Consider the following 18,144-nt stretch of genomic DNA (forward strand, 5'->3'; position numbering starts at 1 on the left):
ACGATGTGCCCGGCTCAATCCCGCCAAAGCGACGGGGTGATCAGGGCGATGATCGCCAGCGTTTCCAGACGCCCGATGACCATGGCCGCGCACAGCGTCAGCTTGGCGCTGGCAGAAAGATCGATCAGGCGAATTGGTACGTCGGTGGCCAACTCGATCAACGGCCCCGTCGTGCTGAGCGTGGCCACGCTGAGCACCATGGCCTGTTCGAATCCGGACCCCATCGCCGCAAGCAGAAGGTTGAATACCGCAAGGGTCAGCGCAAAGAGCATCAGAAAGATCCAGGCGATGAACGCACCATCGCTTTGAATGCGGCGATTGCCCCCCCCTGCACCGCTGACGGATGAGGGATAGATCAGGCGGTCGATCTCTCGTGCGCCATTCAGATACAGCGCGAAGACCCGCAACAGCTTGACCCCTCCGGCTGTCGTCGCGACCCCGCCGCCGATCAATGCCAGCCCCATCAAAAGCAAACCGGGCGTTCCCAAACCCGACAGTTGCTGTGCGTCGTTCCAGTTCGCGCTTTCGAATCCGGCCGTCGTCAGGAAAGCCAGAACGGTGAACAGCATCCCCCAGATGACCTGCAAGGCCTGCAATGGTTCCATTTGACCACCGATTTCCGTCACGCCCGCAACAACCCGGAAGAACAACAGGATTGCGACGCCCAGGACAATCATCAGACCAATACGAAACTCGGGGTCCGTATCCAGACGGGAATAGCCTGTTGTCGCGGTATCCTTCGAAAAAGTCAGACGCGAGAGAGCAAAGAACAGGAAAAGAAACAGGATGGCTTCGCCCGTAAACCCGGCCTGCGCCCCTTCCATGCCCCCGACCGGAGAGATGCCGGACGTGGCCATCACTGCCATCGCATGGCACACCGCCGTCAGACCGACTTCACCGGCGATCAACAGAAGAACCCAGATCACGGTCGTCAGCCCGATATAGACTGGCGTCAGGGTCTTGGCGACACGGATCAGACGGCCACGCGGGTCCACGCGTTCGCTCTGCGCCACCCCTGACACCGGGCGCCCCGGCTGGCCTTTGGCAGTGACCTCGAACCCGCCAAGCGACAGCGGCGCAAGGATCGCCGCAGCGGCGATCCACATCAGCAGGCCGCCCATCCAACCGACCATGGCGCGCCACAAATGCAACGGGGCCGTCAGGCGGGCCGGATCCGGAAACAGGTCCGCCCCCGTGGTCGTCAGAGAGCTGACCATATCGAAATAGGCGTTCAGAAAGGTGGTCGTACCAAGCGCGTCGTGAAATGGGATCGCAAGAAATATGGGCAGCAGCGTGAAACAGGCCAGCATCACCGCCAGCTGCCCCAACGTGCCGCGCCGGGGTATGCGGTTGGAGGACGCCATCGCGATGGTGGCTACCAGAAACAAGCCCAGGATCCCGGAATACAGAAAGGATCGTGACGTGTCGTGATCGTCCAGAGCCAATGCATAGATCGCCGGAATCCACATGGTCAGGGATGCAATGCCCCAGATCAGCAGGAACAACGGCAACCGCCGCAACAATCCAACCTGTTGTGTCCCTGCATGCGCCATCAGAAGAAATCGATTGAAACCTGCATCAGGCGTTCAACCTCTGGCACGTCCTTGGCCATGGCAAAGATTGCGACCACATCTTTTTCATCGATCCGCAGGCTGCCTGTCGGTCGCAGAACCTCGTCTCCCTTGCGGACCGCGCCCACAAGCACCCCCTCGGGAAAGTCGATATCGCGCAGACGTTGCCCGGCCATAGGCGAGGTTGACAGAACCTCGGCCTCGATCACTTCGGCCTCGGCGTCCCCTATGGAATAGACCTGACGCACCCGTCCATGCCGGATGTGCCGCAGGATCGAGCTGACGGTCGTGGCCCGCGGATTGATATAAGCATCGATCCCCAAAGGCCCCATCAGGGCCACCATGCTGGGGTCGTTGATCAATGCAATCGCCAGAGCGCACCCTTCGGCCTTGGCACGCACCGCAGCCAGCATGTTCGTACGGTCGTCATCCGTAACTGCCAGCATCGCATCGGCCCGTTCGATCCCCGCCTCGCTCAGCAACCCGGCATCCAGCCCGTCGCCATGCAGCACGATCGTCCGTTCCAGAGCTTCGGCGGCGAGTTCAGCGCAATGGCGGTCGCGCTCGATGATCTTGGCCCGCACGCGGCTTTCGCGTTCTTCCAGCGTTCTGGCCACTTCCAGCCCGACATTTCCGCCGCCCACGATCACCACGCGATCCTGCCGTTTTTGCGCTTTGCCGAACACCTCCATGGTGCGATCCACGTCCTTGACGTTGGTGAAGACATAGCATTCATCGCCCACGAACAGCTGATCCTCGGACTCGGGCGCAAACAGCGTGCCTTCGCGCCGCACCCCAACCACAATGGAACTGAGGGTCGAGAACAGATCCGTCAGCTGCCGCAACGGCGTATTGACGATCGGGCAATCCTCTTCCACCCGCACTCCAAGCAGTTGCGCCTTGCCGTCCATGAAAATCTCGGTGTCAAAGGCGGATGGGGCTGACAGGCGGCGCATGGCGGCGGCGGCAACTTCGCGTTCGGGGCTGATCACCACATCAATCGGCAGATGATCACGACGGTACAGATCCGAGTGGATCGCCTCGAGGTAGGATTTCGACCGCAGGCGCGCGATCTTGCGCTGGATCGAAAAGACCGAATGCGCCATCTGGCAGGTGACCATGTTCACCTCATCCGAATGGGTGGCGGCAATGATCATGTCAGCGTCACGGGCCCCTGCCCGTTCCAGCACGTCCGGATAACTTGCAAACCCGGCGATCCCCTGCACATCAAGCGTTTCAGTCGCCCGCCTTACAAGGTCGGGATTGTTGTCCACGACGGTAACATCGTTCAGCTCGCCCGAAAGATGCCGCGCGATCTGCCAGCCGACCTGACCCGCACCGCAAATAATGACCTTCATGCTTCTGGCCCTTCTGCCTGAAAGGATTGAATGACAGATGCCCCCAGAGCGGTCAATTGAATTGTCATCGCAGCCCGGCTGCGGCATGATAAGCATATGAAAACGCTGTTTCCTATGCTGTTACCTTTGATGGTGCTGTCTTCTTGCGGACCACTTTCGCTGTACTACCGCGAAGGTGAAACCGTATCGCGCCTGCAAAAAGAGACCACTCAGTGCCAGCTGAAGGCGGTCAAGGAAGTGCCGGTAGCCAATCAGATCCGCCAAAGCCCGCCAACCTATTGGCCGGGGCGCACATATTGCGATGGCAGGGGTCGTTGCTATCAATCACCCGGCTGGTGGCAGCCCGGCCGTGTTTATACCGTGGATGTGAATCAGGGCCTGCGCAACACGGTCGAAGCGCAATGCATGGCACAGAAAGGGTTTCGACCCGTAAGCCTGCCGCCGTGCAAACAGAACGTGAAATCACGCGTGCCCGCAACGCGAACAACCACTTTGCCACCGCTCAACAGCGCGTCGTGCTTTGTGAAATTCGATGACGGCTCATTTCAGATCATAACGCCCGGTCAGGCCGGCTGAGGCCGTGCGACCGGCAGATTATTCTGCCGGTTCGGGTTCATCGATTTGCGCCACGCGCGCGCCGGATTTGTTCGAAGTCACTACGCCCAGCGATTTCAATTTCCGATGCAGGGCGCTGCGTTCCATGCCCACAAAGCTGGCCGTACGGCTGATATTGCCGCCAAACCGGTTAATCTGTGTCAGCAGATACTCTCGCTCGAACGCCTCGCGGGCTTCGCGCAACGGCAAGGTGGCCAGTGCGCCAGACAACACGACACGACCTGAATCTTCTGCCTTTTCTTCTTCGTTGGGCAACTCACGCGCCTCAATCGGGCCGGAGCCATCGCCAAGGATCAGAACCCGCTCGATCAGGTTTTTGAGCTGGCGCACGTTGCCGGGCCATGTCATCGTCTGCAACAGGGCAACAGCCTCTTCCGACAATTCCCTGATCGGCAAACCCTGGGTTTCGTTGCACATCTCAATAAAGTGCTGCGCCAGAACCGGGATATCTTCGCGCCGATCTTCCAGTGACGGCACGGCAATCGGGACGACGTTCAGACGGTGGTACAGCTCTTCCCGGAACCGTTCAGCCGCGATTTCTTCGTCAAGATCCTTGCTTGTTGACGAGATCACGCGAAGGTCCACGCGCACCTTGTCACTGCCACCGACACGCTGGAACTGCTGATCCACCAGCACCCGCAGGATTTTTGACTGTGTCCCAAGGGGCATGTCGGCGACTTCGTCAAAATAGACCACGCCTCCATGCGCCTCTTCCAGCAAACCCGATTCCACGCCGCGTTCCGCCGATTCCCGGCCAAACAGCACCTCTTCCACACGTTCGGGTTCGATCCCGGCGCAGTTTACCGTGACAAATGGCGCGTTGGCGCGATTGGAGTGGGCATGGATATACCGTGCTGCGATCTCTTTGCCGGACCCAGCTGGGCCGCTGAGCATCACGCGGCCATTCGACTTGGTCACCTTGTCCAACTGCCCCTGCATGGCGCGGAACGCGGCGGATTTGCCGATCATGTCGGAATTGTTGACTTCTTTCCGCTTCAGAGACGCATTCTCGCGACGCAGGCGAGACGTCTCCATCGCGCGGCGGATCACCACCATCAACTGGTCTATGTTGAACGGCTTTTCGATAAAATCATAGGCGCCCTGCTTGATTGCGGCGACGGCAATTTCAATGTTGCCGTGGCCGGAAATGATCACCACCGGCACATCCGGGTTGTCGCGTTTCACCGCTTTCAGGATATCGATGCCATCCATTCGGCTGTCTTTCAGCCAGATATCCAGGATCAACAACCCCGGCGGTTCAGAGTTGATCGACGCCATGCACTCGTCCGAGTTGGCCGCCAGCCGGGTTGAATAGCCTTCGTCCTCCAGAATGTCGGACACCAGCTCGCGAATATCGCGCTCATCATCTACGATCAGAATGTCACTCATCTTTGGCCTGCTTTCAGTTTGTTGGTTCTAATTGCCTGCTTCTGTGGCGCTGCCGCTTGGGACCCAGTAACCCCCGGCAATCGGATCACGGCCATCGCGCCAAAATGGTCCTGTCCGTCAAATACGGGCGCATCCTCGAGGGTCAGCGCGCCGCCATGCTCTTCAATGATCTTCTTGACGATGGGCAGGCCCAGCCCGGTCCCTTCGTCACGTGTCGTTACATAGGGCTCAAACAGCCGTGCCCGATCCTCGGGCAGGCCGATCCCGTTGTCTGCAATGGTTATGACCGTACCCGCATCATCACTGGTGACCGCCACTTTGATCTGGGGCTGAAGGTTGTCGAGCGCCCCTTTTTCCTTAAGGGTTGCAATGGCTTCCCCGGCATTCTTGATGAGGTTGGTAAGCGCCTGGTTCAGCATGGTTGCATCCACATCGGCCATGATGGGCTGTTGCGGCAGATCGGCATCAATCTGCACATCCGGCTGCCCGGCCTGTTGCAGCAGCACAGCCTCGTGCACCAGATCAACAAGGTTTTCTTCCCTGCGTTCAGGTTCAGGCATCCGTGCAAATTTCGAGAATTCATCCACGATGCGACGCAGGTCGTTGGTCTGCCGCACAATCACGTTCGTCATCGAATCCAGGCTGCTGCTGTCTTCGTCGTCCAGTTTGCGCGAGAACTTGCGCTTGATCCGTTCCGCGCTCAGCTGGATCGGGGTCAGAGGGTTCTTGATCTCATGCGCGATGCGGCGGGCCACGTCACCCCAGGCCGCCATCCGTTGGGCGCTGACCAGATCGGTGACGTCATCGAAGGCAACCACATAACCTTCCAGGCCGCCATCTTCTCCGCGACGGATGGCCATGCGGACCAACAGGTTCTCAAGCCGTCCCTTGCGGGTCACTTTGATTTCGCCCTGAACGGCCTCTTGCCCGCTGTCCTTCAGACTTTCAAACAGGGGCAGAAATTCCGGCACCGCAATGCCGATGGCCAGATGCTGCTCGCCCCCGGTCCAATCCAGCAACCGCTCGGCCGAACGGTTCACGAATGTAATGCATCCTTCCGGGTCCACTCCAACGACACCCGAAGTGACCGAACTGAGCACCGAATCGAACAGACGGCGCCGGCTTTCAATTTGCCGCGTGTTCTCCAACAGCGTATCGCGCTGTCCTTTCAACTGCCGGGTCATCTGGTTGAAATACCGGCCCAGCATCGCGATTTCGTCGTCGCTGGCCTCTTCAATCACCTGGACGCTCAGATCACCGGCCCCAACCCGCTGCGCCGCGGTGGTCAACCGCCCCACGGGACGCGACAACCGCTCGGCAAACCACATCCCCAGGGACATAGCCGCAAGGATCAGGATCAACGCAAAGCCCAGATACAACAGGCCGAACTCGAACAGCACCCTGCCCCGTTCGCTTTCCAGTTGCTGATAGAACTGTGCCGTTTCCTTGGTATCGTCCAGCAGCGTCAACAACTGCCCATCCACCTCGCGGCTGACATAGAGATAGCGATCCAGATAAGCCTTCAGAGGGACCAGCGCCCGGAACTCATTGTTGGGCCAGTCGGCGATGATCAGCAGGCCCTTGTCGGTGGCTTCTGCAATCTGCTCGGGGGTTGGGGCTTCGTAGTTGAACAGGTAGGACCGGTCCCCGCGCGATTTGATTTCGCCACCACCGTCGATGACATAGGCTTCGCGCAGCCCCCGTTGAATCTGAGCCTGCCCCTGCGCCAGAACTTCGCGCAGTTCAGCGTCCGAGATATAGAAGTCCAGCGATCGCGCATTATCCAGATATCGCGCAAGAACAGACGCGTCTTGCGTCAACCCCCGACGGTGTTCCTGTTCATACGCTTCTGCTGCCGTCAGCGAAGATCCCACAACCTGACGTACGCGGTCGGAAAACCAGCCCTCAAGGCCGATATTGACGGTCAATCCGGCAAAAATCGCCACGGTCACGGTTGGAACCAGCGCCAGCAGAGTAAACGCCCCGATCAGGCGCAAATGCAGGCGCGAACCCGCCGACTTGGCCCGACGTGCGGCAATCAAGCTGCCAACCTGCCCAAGCACAAGTGCAGCAACAACCAGAACGTATACGAGATCGGCCAACAGAATCAGCCGCAAAGTCGGTGCCGTCGCGCCAAGATCGAAAGGACCGATGACAAGATAAGTGGCCAGCGCCAGAACAGGCCCCATGAGAACCAGGCCAAACGTGCCAAAGTTGCGCAGTTTCCGTGATTTACGCCATCGACTGATCGATGGGATCATCCCGCTCTGTGCTCGGGTTGCCACTGTCTGCCCTCATCCTGATGTGCCGCTTGCGCGGCTTACCGCCATATATCGTGATCTTTTCCCAACAGATGCCGGGATGCCACGGTTTGTGTGGCGATATTACATCAGTTTGCGTCGACGTGTCACCTGAATATCGAGATCCGTAATCTTTTTTCGCAACGTATTTCGGTTGATTCCCAGCAAATCGGCACATTTCGCCTGATTTCCGCCAGTTGCATCCAGCGCGATTTCGATCAGCGGGGCCTCAACTTCCCGTAAAATGCGCTGATACAGGCCCGGGGGCGGCAAAATGTTGCCGTGCAGGTCAAAATATCTCCGCAGATGCCGCTCGACCGAGGTCGAGAGCTTTTCGCGTTCGCCGCCGCTCAGGACCGGTTCCGCCTCTGGCTGGCTGCCCAGCACCGTTTCCACTTCGGCTTTGGTGATTTCATCGGCTCGGCTGGTCAGACCCAACCGGCGCACGGCATTTTCCAGTTGCCGCACGTTCCCGGGCCAGGAATAGCGCCGCACCAGTTCCACCGCCTCGGGGCTGAGCCAGCGTTTGGTGCCGTTTTCCCGCTCTTCCCGAGCCAGAAAGTGCTCGGCCAGCAGCGGAATGTCATCCACCCTTTCACGCAGTGATGGAACGTGGATCGTCGCCCCGCACAAACGATAATAAAGGTCCTGACGGATGCGCCCGTTCTCCATCCCTTCGGTCAGGTCTGATTGGCTGGTGGCCATGAAACGGGGAATGTGATCGCCCGGAGTATCCATCATGCGGACGATGCGCGCCTGAACCTCATCTTCGATATCTGCGATTTCGTCTATCAACAGCGTGCCGCCGCGAACCCGCGCCATCACACGGGCCGGGCCTTCCAGATCGCGCAGTTCGGCAGCGGTGACAGTGACAAAGGGCAAGGTTCGACGGTCGGAAAAATCGTGAATGGCCCGCGCTATCAGTGACTTGCCCGTGCCGCTTTCACCGGAAATCATGACCGAGAGGTCCGTGTTCATCACCCGGGCGACCAACCGGTACAGAGCCTGCATCACTGGTGTTCGCCCGACCAGTGGCAGTTCTTCGGGGCGCTCGCTTGTGCCCACGGCCGGCTCTGGCTGGGCGCGTTGCTTCTGATCCAGCGCCCGCGCCGTCCGTTTCATCAGATCCGGCAGGTCGAAGGGTTTTGGCAGATAGTCGTACGCATCCGCCTCTGTCGCCTGAATCGCCGTCATGATGGTGTTTTGTGCGGAAATCACGATCACCGGCAAACCGGGGCGGTCTTCGGCAATCTTCGGCAGCATCTCAAGACCGTTTCCATCGGGCATGACCACGTCGGAAATCACCACGTCGCCTTTTCCCTCGCCGACCCAGCGCATCAACGTGGTCAGTGATGAGGTCGCATGCACCTTGCACCCGGCACGCGTCAGGGCCTGTGTCAGAACAGTGCGGATCGTGCGATCGTCGTCCGCGACCAGTACGGTGCCATCCATCAGGTGCTCTCCTTCTTGTCCTCGATTGCGTCTCGCGGCGCGCGGCGCAGCGACAGTTTGAATACCGTTCGCCCGGGCACGGATTCGGCCGAAATCCAGCCGTCATGGTCCGAGATGATCTTGCTGACCAGCGCCAGCCCCAGGCCGGTGCCGTTTTCCTTGCCGGATACGAAGGGATCAAAAATATCGCCGCGGATGTCTTCTGGCAGGCCCGGACCATCATCGATGATCTCGATCTGCAAGGGCAGCGAATGCCCTGACCCGTCACTGCGACGCAACCGGAAGGAATGTTCGAAATAGGTCCGCAGGCGGATCGTTCCGCCCTGCGGTCCTGCCGCTTCGGACGCATTCCTGAGCAGATTCAGGATCACCTGCAGAATCTGATCCGGGTCTCCGTAAGCCAGCGGCAGCGACGGGTCATAGTCTTCGACGATCGTCATGTCAGCGCCAAATCCCAACAATGCCGACCGTCTTGCGCGATCCAGCACATCGTGGATGTTGACTGGCTTGAAGTCAGGTTTCTGAAGATTCCCGAATTGCTCGACCTGTTCCAGCAACTTCACGATCCGGCGGCTTTCGGCAACAATAAGATCCGTTAGTTCAAGATCTTGCGGCGGTATATTCATGCTGAGCAACTGCGCCGCACCAGTGATCCCGGCCAGCGGGTTCTTGATCTCGTGCGCCAGCATTTCCGCCATGCCGATGGCGGATTGTGCCGCGGATTTGACCGTATTCCCCCGCGTCATCCGACCTGCCAGTTCACGAGGCGAGATGATCATGATCATGGAGCCCGGATGCCCGACCAAAGGCGCAATCTGCAACGCGCATTGCAGCGGCGCCCGGCTACCCGACCCCACATCCACATCATTCACGAACAATGGCGTGCCCTGCCAGCGGGCGCGCTCGAACGCCTCTTCCAACGGCGCGTCCACGGCGATCTGATCCCACACCGGATGGCCGATCACCGATTTGCGCGACGCATTCAGAAACCCCTCACCCGCAGCATTCACATCGGATATCCGATCCTGTTCATCAATAATGAACGCCGGAACCGGCAGCGAGTTCCAGATGCTGGCATCGGAATTCATGCCGCCACCTCGTCCGTGTCGCTGAGTGCAACCGCCAACAGGCGCAAAACTTCCGCCGGATCACGTGACGTCAGCACAGCCCGACGCAAGGGCGCAGGCGTTGCGGCTTCGTCCATGTACCATCCCAGGTGCTTTCGGGCGACACGCAGACCCAGATCGGCGCCGTAGAAATCCAGCATCGCTTGATAATGCGCGCAAACCAAATCAACCAGATCATGGCCGGTCGGAATCTCGGGCGCCTCGGCCCCGTACAGGTCGTGACAGATTTGCGCCAACACCCAAGGCTTGCCCTGGGCGCCACGACCGACCATCACCCCATCCACGCCGGATTGGCGCAACGCGGATCGGGCGGCGTCAGTGTTCACGATATCTCCGTTCGCGATGACCGGGATCGATACGGCCTCTTTCACCGCCCGGATTGCCCGCCAATCGGCGTGACCCTTGTAGAACTGACAGCGTGTGCGGCCATGGATCGTGACCATCTGAATACCCGCGTCCTGAGCGCGGCGTGCCACGTCGGGCGCGTTCAACAGAGTGTCGTCCCATCCCAGCCGGGTTTTCAGCGTCACCGGCAGATCGACCGCGCCCACCACGGCCTCGATCAGTGCCAGCGCGTGATCCGGTGTTTTCAGAAGGGCCGAGCCGGAATAACCGTTTGTTACCTTCTTGGCGGGGCACCCCATGTTGATGTCGATCACCCGCGCGCCACGGTCGGCCACCTGACGGGCCGCCTCGGCCATCCAATGGGCCTCACGCCCGGCCAGCTGCACGGCGGTGTTTTCCACATCTGCGGACAGTTCCGCCCGTTCCCGCACACCGGGCTTGGCCTGCACCATCTCTTGACTGGCGACCATTTCACTGACGACCATACCCGCACCGAAACGCATCACCAGATCGCGAAACGGGCGGTCGGTGATTCCGGCCATGGGGGCCAGCAAAACAGGCGGTGTTATTTCCTTGTCGGCAAGGTGCAGTGTCAACGTGCTTAATCCTTGGGCAGTTGTGGTTTTGATATCGTTTTCTGCGCATATGAACAACAAATCGGCATGCAGCAAGCCCGCAAAATCATCATTTGCCTAATTATTAATCACATGACCATGGGTGATTGCCTCTGCATTCACCGCCGCCTAAACAATGCCCATCACGAGGAGAGCGCGCACATATGACAACTGCCGCCATCATAGTTGCCGCCGGTCGCGGGTCGCGCGCCGGGGGTGGCGTGCCAAAACAATGGCGCAGCCTTGCGGGCCGGCGGGTGGCCGATTGGACGATCGAGCGCTTTCGCGGACAGGTGGATCACATTGTCCTGGTGTTGTCCGACGAAGACAGCGTCGCATGGGAAGAATTCCGTGAAACCGACCTGATCCTGGCTTCGGGCGGAACGGATCGCGCGGGATCGGTGCGCAATGGATTGGCTGCACTGGCCGGCCGGAACGTACAGCGCGTTTTGATCCATGACGTTGCAAGGCCTTGCGTCACACCCCGCATCATCACCGACGTTCTGAATGCCCTGGAAACATGTCCGGCGGCGGCGCCCGGGCTGGCGGTGACGGATGCGCTGTGGGTTGGGCATGAACAGGCCGTGACCGGCACGCAGGATCGCAGAAACCTGTTCGCCGCGCAAACTCCGCAGGGGTTTCACTATGACGCGATCATCGCCGCCCACGCCGCCCATCCGGGCGAAGCTGCGGACGATGTCGAAGTGGCCCGCGCCGCCGGACTTGATGTCTGCATCGTACCGGGCGACGCGGACAATCTGAAGATCACCCGACCCGAGGATTTTGCCCGGGCGGAACGCATAATGGGAACGGAAATGGATGTAAGGCTGGGCAACGGGTACGATGTGCACCGTTTTGGCGATGGGGATCATGTGATCCTTTGCGGTGTGAAAGTGCCGCATGACCGCGGACTGCAAGGCCATTCGGATGCCGATGTCGGAATGCACGCGGTCACCGATGCGATCTATGGCGCTCTGGCACAGGGCGATATCGGGCAGCATTTCCCGCCTTCGGACCCGCAATGGAAAGGCGCCGCCAGCGAGATTTTCCTGCGCCACGCGGTCGAGCTGGCAGGGCAGATGGGATACCGCATCTCGAATGTCGATTGCACGCTGGTCTGCGAATATCCAAAGATTGGCCCGCACGCAGTGGCCATGCGAGAAAAGATGTCTGAAATCATAGGCCTGCGTGCAGATCAGGTTTCGGTCAAGGCGACAACGTCCGAGCGTCTGGGCTTCACCGGCCGCAGCGAGGGCATCGCCTCGCTCGCCACAGCCTGTCTGGTGAAAGCATGAACGCGGCACAGATGATCGGGACTGTCGGCGGCGTCGGCCATTTGCGCCCTGCCCCGGGCACCTGGGGATCGCTGGTGGCCCTGCCGATGGCCTGGGTATTGCACATGCTGGGTGGTTTCCCGTTGCTGGCCCTCGCAACGGTTGCGGTTTTTGTCGGCGGCCTCTGGGCCACACGCGTGATGACCGAAGGTCAGGATGACCACGACCCATCCGAAATCGTCATTGATGAGGTCGCAGGCCAGTTCATCGCGCTTTGGGCAATTTCCTATCCGTCCTGGGCGCATGGAATCGACATTACCGCGCTCTGGCCCGGCTGGGTTGCCGGGTTCATCCTTTTTCGTCTGTTCGACATCACCAAACCCGGCCCTGTCGGCTGGGCCGATCGGCGTGGCGATCCGATGGGCGTGATGCTGGATGACGTGATTGCAGGTATATTTGCAGCCATCGGAGTGATGGTTCTGGCAGGTATCGCACACGGAGTTCTGGGGCTATGAACGTGACAGACCTGCTGGACCGCGCCAAGGCGCAGGGCGTGATGATCGCCACCGCCGAAAGCTGCACCGGCGGCATGGTCGCTGCGGCCCTGACCGATATTCCCGGCAGCTCTGCCGTCGTGGATCGGGGTTTCGTCACCTACACCAACGAGGCCAAACAGGACATGCTGGGCGTTCAGGCCGAAACGCTGAACGCGCACGGTGCGGTTTCCGAACAGGTGGCCCGCGAAATGGCAGAAGGTGCGCTGCGCAATTCACTGGCGCAACTTGCCGTCGCGATCACAGGTATTGCCGGGCCGGGCGGGTCCGAATTCAAACCTGAAGGGCGTGTGTGTTTCGGGTTGGCCGCCGCGGGGCGGTCGACGCATGTGGAAACCGTCGAATTCGGCGCACCCGGTCGCGATGCCGTGCGTCGCGCGGCGCGTGACCACGCCTTGGCCCTGCTGTATACGGCCCTTTCCGCAGGTGCCTAATATTTCAGCACCTGACCAATAGAACCGCTGCTTTTAAAGTCAGTTGAAAAAAGGCCGCCAAAACAGGCGCTTTTTTTTGCCATGCCTCTTTTTTCTCCAACCGACGGTGGCTTGAAACAGCCCACACCGCTCACGCAGCGCCGATCCGCGCCCAGTTTCCACGGATCCGCGCACTCATTCGGAAGGGAGAATGGCCCATGAACGGAGCCGATACAGCCTGGATCATCGTTGCAACCGCGTTGGTCCTTTTCATGACAGTGCCGGGCCTCGCCCTGTTCTATGGCGGGCTCGTGCGTGCCCGAAATGTACTCAGCGTTTTCATGCATTGCTTTGCCATTGCCTGTTTGATGAGCGTCCTGTGGCTGGTCGCAGGGTATTCCATCGCGTTCGGACCCGGTGAAAGCGGGCTTTGGGGTGGTTTGGGCAAGGCCTTCCTCAACGGCGTCGATGTTGACAGCCTTGCGGGAACCCTGCCCGAGATCCTGTTCTTTGCTTTCCAGATGACCTTTGCCATCATAACCCCTGCGTTGATCGTTGGCGCTTATGTCGAACGTGTGGGCTTTGGCTTTGTCCTGACCTTTTCGGCGCTGTGGATGCTGCTGTGCTATGCGCCCGTGGTGCACTGGATCTGGGGCGGCGGGATGCTGGCTGATGGCGGCATTCTGGGCGAGATCGGCGTTCGCGACTTTGCGGGTGGCATCGTGGTGCATGAAACCGCTGGTCTGGCAGCGCTGATTGTCGCGGTCATCCTCGGGCCGCGTCGCAACCGCACCACTCCGCCGCACAACCCCGGTTACGTCATGGTCGGCGCAGCAATGCTGTGGGTCGGCTGGTTCGGTTTCAACGGTGGTTCGCAACTGGCCGCCGATGGCGGAGCGGCGATGGCCCTGACCGTCACGCACCTGTCCGCGGCTACGGCATCGCTAAGCTGGGCCCTGTGGGAGCGTATCCGCTTTGGCAAGGCCTCGATGGTCGGTCTGGTCACCGGCACAATCGCAGGTCTGGCCTCGATCACGCCTGCATCGGGTTTCGTCGGTCCGGTTCAGGCCCTGATCATTGGCGCGGTGGCCGGTGTTCTGTGTCAGGAAGCCGTCAGCGTCGTGCGTAACAAACTGAATATCGACGACACGCTGGATGTCTTCGCCGTGCATGGTGTCGGCGGTATCTTTGGCACGCTCATGATCGCCCTTTTTGGCCTTGGAACCTGGACCGCTCAGTTGGGCGGGCTGATTGTCGTGGGTGCCTTTACGGCAGTTGTCACGTTTGTGTTGGTCAAACTGGTTGCACAGATCACGCCACTTCGCGTAGACGCCGAGACCGAGACAAATGGCCTCGACCTCTCGGTACATGGCGAGCGGGCCTATGACATGAGCAGTTAAGCCCACCTTGGCTGCCCATCGCCCGTAAGGGCAAAAGCGGACCTCTTGGGGGTCCGCTTTTCTTTTGCCCAATCCCTCTCGACTCCAGCCCAAGGGTCGGGCTATCAGCCCGCAACGTGTTTTCAGCCCCGAGGTTTGCGCCATGATCCCCAGTTCTTTTCCCGACAGCACCGAAATCGCCCGCCTGACTGCACGGATGCTGCTGGAGATCAAGGCCGTGCATTTCAACTCGCGGGAACCGTTCACGCTGGCCAGCGGGTTGCCTAGCCCGACCTATATCGACTGCCGCAAACTGATCTCGTATCCGCGTATCCGCTCGACACTTATGGATTTCCTGACCGTCACGGTGATGCGTGATGCTGGCTTTGAGGCATTCGACAACATCGCAGGCGGGGAAACGGCGGGCATCCCCTTTGCCGCTATGGTCGCCGAGCGTATGGCTCTGCCCATGACCTACGTGCGCAAGAAACCCAAGGGCTATGGCCGCAACGCCCGAATCGAAGGGGCGATGAGCGAAGGCGAGCGTGTGTTGCTGGTTGAAGACCTGACCACTGATGGCGGCTCGAAACTGTCCTTTGTCGATGCGATCCGCGAAACCGGTGCTACCTGCGGGCACACCGCCGTCATCTTCTACTACGGCATCTTCCCCGAGACCGAGAAAACGCTGGGTGATCATGGCGTCAAGCTGCACTCGCTCTGCACGTGGTGGGATGTTCTGGCCGAGGCCAAGGCACAGAAAGCCTTTGATCAGGAAACACTTGAGGCTGTCGAAGCTTTCCTGAACGACCCGCGCGGATGGCAAGAGGCCAATAAACCAGCGTAAACCTCTTGTGGAAGGATTGGGGACAAACCCGGAAGAATCGGGCAGTTCGCCACGATATATGGTGACTTTTCCGACAATTCCTACATAATAAGCGATGCATATTCAGGCATCCAAGCGGTCTGGAAAGTTATCCCTAGGCTTTACCCCAAGTTAGCCACAGGTATTTCCAGATAGCTTGCGGTGACGTTTCGCGTGTAGAACCTCGGAACGGGCAGCGGGGACAAAATGAACGAGATCAGCAGTATCGAGCAGGCAGCGGCACAGATTCAGAATGCCGAAACCATGCCGCATTCCATCGAGGCCGAGCAGCAATTGCTGGGCGCGATTCTGACCAATAACGACCTGTACGACCGGGTCGCCTCGATCATCGGGGCTGAACATTTCTATGATCCGGTCCATGCCCGGATTTACGAGGTGGCCTCGGCCCGTATTGCAAAGAACGCGCTTGCCTCGCCCGTGACGCTCAAATCATTCATGGCCGAGGATGAGGGCCTGAAAGAATTGGGCGGTCCCGCTTATCTGGTCAAACTGGCGGGCGCTTCAATCAGCGCATTCGCGGTGCACGACTATGCCCAGATGATCTATGACCTTGCCATCCGGCGCGAGCTGATCCGGCTGGGTCGCGACATCTCGGACAAGGCGGCGCGGGTCGATGTTTCGAGCGAGCCGAAAGAACAGATCGTCGAGGCCGAGCAGCAGCTTTATCAGCTGTCCGAGCAGGGCCAGACCGAGCAAGGCTTTCAGTCCTTCCTCAAGGCCGTCACCGAAGCCGTCAACGTCACCAACGAGGCCTACCAGCGCGGCGGCGGCATGGCCGGGATTTCCACCGGTCTGGCCGATCTGGACAAGCAATTGGGTGGGTTGCACCCGTCCGACCTGATCATTCTGGCCGGCCGTCCATCCATGGGTAAAACCTCGCTGGCGACCAACATCGCCTTCAACGTTGCCAAGGCCTACAAGCGTGGCACAAAGCCCGACGGCAGCGAAGGCGCGATCGATGGCGGTGTTGTAGGCTTCTTCTCACTCGAAATGAGCGCGGAACAGCTTGCGGGCCGGGTTCTGGCGGAAGCCTCGGAGATTTCCAGCCACAAAATCCGTCAGGGCGACATGACCGAGGCCGAGTTCCGTCGATTTGTGGATGCGGCCAAAGAGCTTGAGGCCTGTCCCCTGTTTATTGACGACACTCCTGCCTTGCCGATCTCGCAACTTGCCGCCCGTGCACGACGGTTGAAACGGACCCACGGGCTGGACTTGCTGGTCATCGACTATCTACAGCTGTGCCGCGGCATGGCCGACAACCGGGTGAACGAAATCGCCGAGATTTCGATGGGCATGAAAGCTATCGCCAAGGAACTGAACATCCCGGTCATTGCTCTTTCACAGCTGTCGCGCCAGGTGGAAAACCGCGACGACAAGCGCCCGCAGCTGTCCGACCTACGTGAATCCGGCTCGATCGAGCAGGACGCCGACGTTGTGATGTTTGTGTTCCGCGAGGAATACTACAAAGAGCGCGAAAAGCCCGGTGATCACGAACTGGAAAAGATGGAAGAGTGGAAGCAGGCGATGGAACGTCTGCACGGCAAGGCCGAGGTCATCGTCGGCAAGCAACGTCATGGCCCAATCGGCACGGTCGAGTTGTCGTTCGAGGCCCAATTCACCCGCTTTGGCAATCTGGTCAAGCCTTGGCAACAGGGTGGTGAAATCGAGGGTTATTGATCGCGGGCAGAACACCTGCCCCAGATATTGAACGCCAAGTCCTTTGGTGTTTTTCCTGCCCGGTGTTAACGTGACGGTGACGTTCAACCCAACGCGCCAAACCCGCCCGGAGACCCACTGATTTGCCCGCGATCATATCGGAAATAAGATATCGCAACGGCCCGAACTTTGCTCCGGACGGAGATTTCATTGAAATCCGGGTTCCGACCGGAACCGACGTTACCGGCTTGCAGGTCGATGTTTACAACCCCAATGGCTCGGTGCGCAGTTCGACGGATGTCGACAACGGAACGATGACCACCGTGGGCGGGTTCGACTATTACGTGATTTCGGCGCGCATCAACCGGTTTGGGGCGGTTTCTCTTTCGGACAATGGTTCGGTTCTCAGCTTTGTATCCTTCGACTCGCAGGTAACTGCGACACAGGGGCCGGCCAGTGGCCAGACTTCGACCCAGATCGGCAGCAACGGCACGGACGATACCGCGTCTCTGTCATCGAAGGACGGGGTCAACTTTGTTGAGGATCCCAATCCCAGCCCCGGCGCCCCCTGTTTCGTTTCGGACACCCTGATCCTGACGGACCGTGGCGAAATCAGCGTTCAGGATATCCGCCCCGGTGACAAGGTGATGACGACCGAACGCAGCTCGGCAACCGTTCGGCTTGTTCTATCCCGGTCCCTGCGCCAGGCCGATCTGTTGAAATCACCCGAACTGCGCCCAGTCCGCATTACGGCCGGCGCCCTGGGGCACGGCCTGCCCCGCCGAGACCTGACGGTTTCGCGACAGCACAGAATGCTGGTCCGATCGGACATCGCGCAGCGCATGTTCGACACAAGAGACGTTTTGGTCTCGGCCATCCGACTAACAGACCTGCCGGGCGTTTACGTGGATTACGATGCGACGCAGGTGGTTTATCATCACGTTGTCTGTGACCGTCACGTGGTTCTTCTTGCCGAAGGCGCGCCAAGTGAAAGCCTGTTCACCGGCCCCGAAGCCCTCAAATCCCTTCCGCCCGAAGCGTTGCAAGAGCTGTTGCAGATTTTTCCGGGTCTCGACTGCAATAAGGATATGGACCCTGCCTTTTATATCCCCAGCGGCAGGCGACAGAAAAAGCTGGTGGCCCGACATGTCCGGAACAGCGAGGCGATCATAGATCAGGCCCTGTTCTAGGCTGTGGAACCAAGGCCATCGACC

At 59.7% G+C, this 18,144-nt stretch carries 15 protein-coding genes; 8 read left to right on the forward strand and 7 right to left on the reverse strand.

Features of this window, described 5'->3' with window-relative positions:
- Nucleotides 1-14 precede the first annotated feature (14 nt).
- Both ACR0I0_RS04285 and trkA read right to left on the reverse strand, forming a co-directional pair.
- Nucleotides 15-1,553, reverse strand: coding sequence for a TrkH family potassium uptake protein (locus ACR0I0_RS04285; protein WP_480490313.1), 1,539 nt, complete (start codon nucleotides 1,551-1,553; stop codon nucleotides 15-17).
- The gene (gene trkA / locus ACR0I0_RS04290) at nucleotides 1,553-2,929 is read right to left on the reverse strand and encodes a Trk system potassium transporter TrkA (RefSeq protein WP_152458149.1); all 1,377 of its coding nucleotides are present in this window, start codon (nucleotides 2,927-2,929) and stop codon (nucleotides 1,553-1,555) included. The genes ACR0I0_RS04285 and trkA overlap by 1 nt, the downstream gene beginning before the upstream one ends.
- A 96-nt stretch (nucleotides 2,930-3,025) precedes the next feature.
- On the opposite strand from trkA, the gene ACR0I0_RS04295 reads away from it, so the two are divergent.
- On the forward strand, nucleotides 3,026-3,505 hold the full coding sequence (locus ACR0I0_RS04295) for a hypothetical protein (protein WP_171632096.1): 480 nt from the start codon (nucleotides 3,026-3,028) through the stop codon (nucleotides 3,503-3,505).
- 18 nt (nucleotides 3,506-3,523) lie between these two features.
- On the opposite strand, the gene ntrX is transcribed toward ACR0I0_RS04295, so the two are convergent.
- The 5 genes from ntrX to dusB all read right to left on the reverse strand — a co-directional run bounded on the left by ntrX (nucleotide 3,524) and on the right by dusB (nucleotide 10,753).
- The gene (ntrX, locus tag ACR0I0_RS04300) at nucleotides 3,524-4,933 is read right to left on the reverse strand and encodes a nitrogen assimilation response regulator NtrX (protein ID WP_152458151.1); all 1,410 of its coding nucleotides are present in this window, start codon (nucleotides 4,931-4,933) and stop codon (nucleotides 3,524-3,526) included.
- Nucleotides 4,930-7,194 (reverse strand): sensor histidine kinase NtrY-like, encoded by a 2,265-nt coding sequence (locus ACR0I0_RS04305; RefSeq protein ID WP_171723640.1) that lies wholly within the window; start codon nucleotides 7,192-7,194, stop codon nucleotides 4,930-4,932. Before ACR0I0_RS04305 ends, ntrX begins: the two co-directional genes overlap by 4 nt.
- 123 nt (nucleotides 7,195-7,317) lie before the next feature.
- Nucleotides 7,318-8,685, reverse strand: coding sequence for a response regulator (locus ACR0I0_RS04310; RefSeq protein ID WP_480490315.1), 1,368 nt, complete (start codon nucleotides 8,683-8,685; stop codon nucleotides 7,318-7,320).
- Nucleotides 8,685-9,773 carry a two-component system sensor histidine kinase NtrB gene (locus ACR0I0_RS04315; RefSeq protein WP_152458153.1) on the reverse strand — a complete coding sequence of 363 codons (1,089 nt, stop codon included), beginning with the start codon at nucleotides 9,771-9,773 and terminating at the stop codon, nucleotides 8,685-8,687. Before ACR0I0_RS04315 ends, ACR0I0_RS04310 begins: the two co-directional genes overlap by 1 nt.
- Nucleotides 9,770-10,753, reverse strand: a complete 984-nt coding sequence (gene dusB / locus ACR0I0_RS04320) for a tRNA dihydrouridine synthase DusB (RefSeq protein WP_480490317.1) — start codon at nucleotides 10,751-10,753, stop codon at nucleotides 9,770-9,772. The genes ACR0I0_RS04315 and dusB overlap by 4 nt, the downstream gene beginning before the upstream one ends.
- 182 nt (nucleotides 10,754-10,935) lie before the next feature.
- Here dusB and ACR0I0_RS04325 point away from each other — a divergent pair, with 182 nt between their 5' ends.
- The 7 genes from ACR0I0_RS04325 (at nucleotide 10,936) to ACR0I0_RS04355 (ending at nucleotide 18,120) form a co-directional block, all read left to right on the forward strand.
- Complete coding sequence (locus ACR0I0_RS04325; protein WP_480490318.1) at nucleotides 10,936-12,066, forward strand: bifunctional 2-C-methyl-D-erythritol 4-phosphate cytidylyltransferase/2-C-methyl-D-erythritol 2,4-cyclodiphosphate synthase; 1,131 nt, start codon at nucleotides 10,936-10,938, stop codon at nucleotides 12,064-12,066.
- Nucleotides 12,063-12,560 carry a phosphatidylglycerophosphatase A family protein gene (locus tag ACR0I0_RS04330; RefSeq protein ID WP_171723162.1) on the forward strand — a complete coding sequence of 166 codons (498 nt, stop codon included), beginning with the start codon at nucleotides 12,063-12,065 and terminating at the stop codon, nucleotides 12,558-12,560. Before ACR0I0_RS04325 ends, ACR0I0_RS04330 begins: the two co-directional genes overlap by 4 nt.
- Nucleotides 12,557-13,033: a CinA family protein gene (locus ACR0I0_RS04335; protein WP_480487738.1), complete on the forward strand. Its 477-nt coding sequence runs from the start codon at nucleotides 12,557-12,559 to the stop codon at nucleotides 13,031-13,033. Before ACR0I0_RS04330 ends, ACR0I0_RS04335 begins: the two co-directional genes overlap by 4 nt.
- 197 nt (nucleotides 13,034-13,230) lie before the next feature.
- Nucleotides 13,231-14,412 (forward strand): ammonium transporter, encoded by a 1,182-nt coding sequence (locus ACR0I0_RS04340; RefSeq protein WP_171632079.1) that lies wholly within the window; start codon nucleotides 13,231-13,233, stop codon nucleotides 14,410-14,412.
- 142 nt (nucleotides 14,413-14,554) lie between these two features.
- Nucleotides 14,555-15,235: an orotate phosphoribosyltransferase gene (locus ACR0I0_RS04345; protein ID WP_209832930.1), complete on the forward strand. Its 681-nt coding sequence runs from the start codon at nucleotides 14,555-14,557 to the stop codon at nucleotides 15,233-15,235.
- Nucleotides 15,236-15,460: 225 nt separating this feature from the next.
- Entirely contained in the window at nucleotides 15,461-16,951 is a 1,491-nt protein-coding gene (locus tag ACR0I0_RS04350; RefSeq protein WP_152458159.1) for a replicative DNA helicase, read from the forward strand.
- 122 nt (nucleotides 16,952-17,073) lie between these two features.
- Complete coding sequence (locus ACR0I0_RS04355) at nucleotides 17,074-18,120, forward strand: Hint domain-containing protein (protein WP_480490320.1); 1,047 nt, start codon at nucleotides 17,074-17,076, stop codon at nucleotides 18,118-18,120.
- Nucleotides 18,121-18,144 lie beyond the last annotated feature (24 nt).

This window comes from Ruegeria sp. AG6, assembly GCF_056541565.1.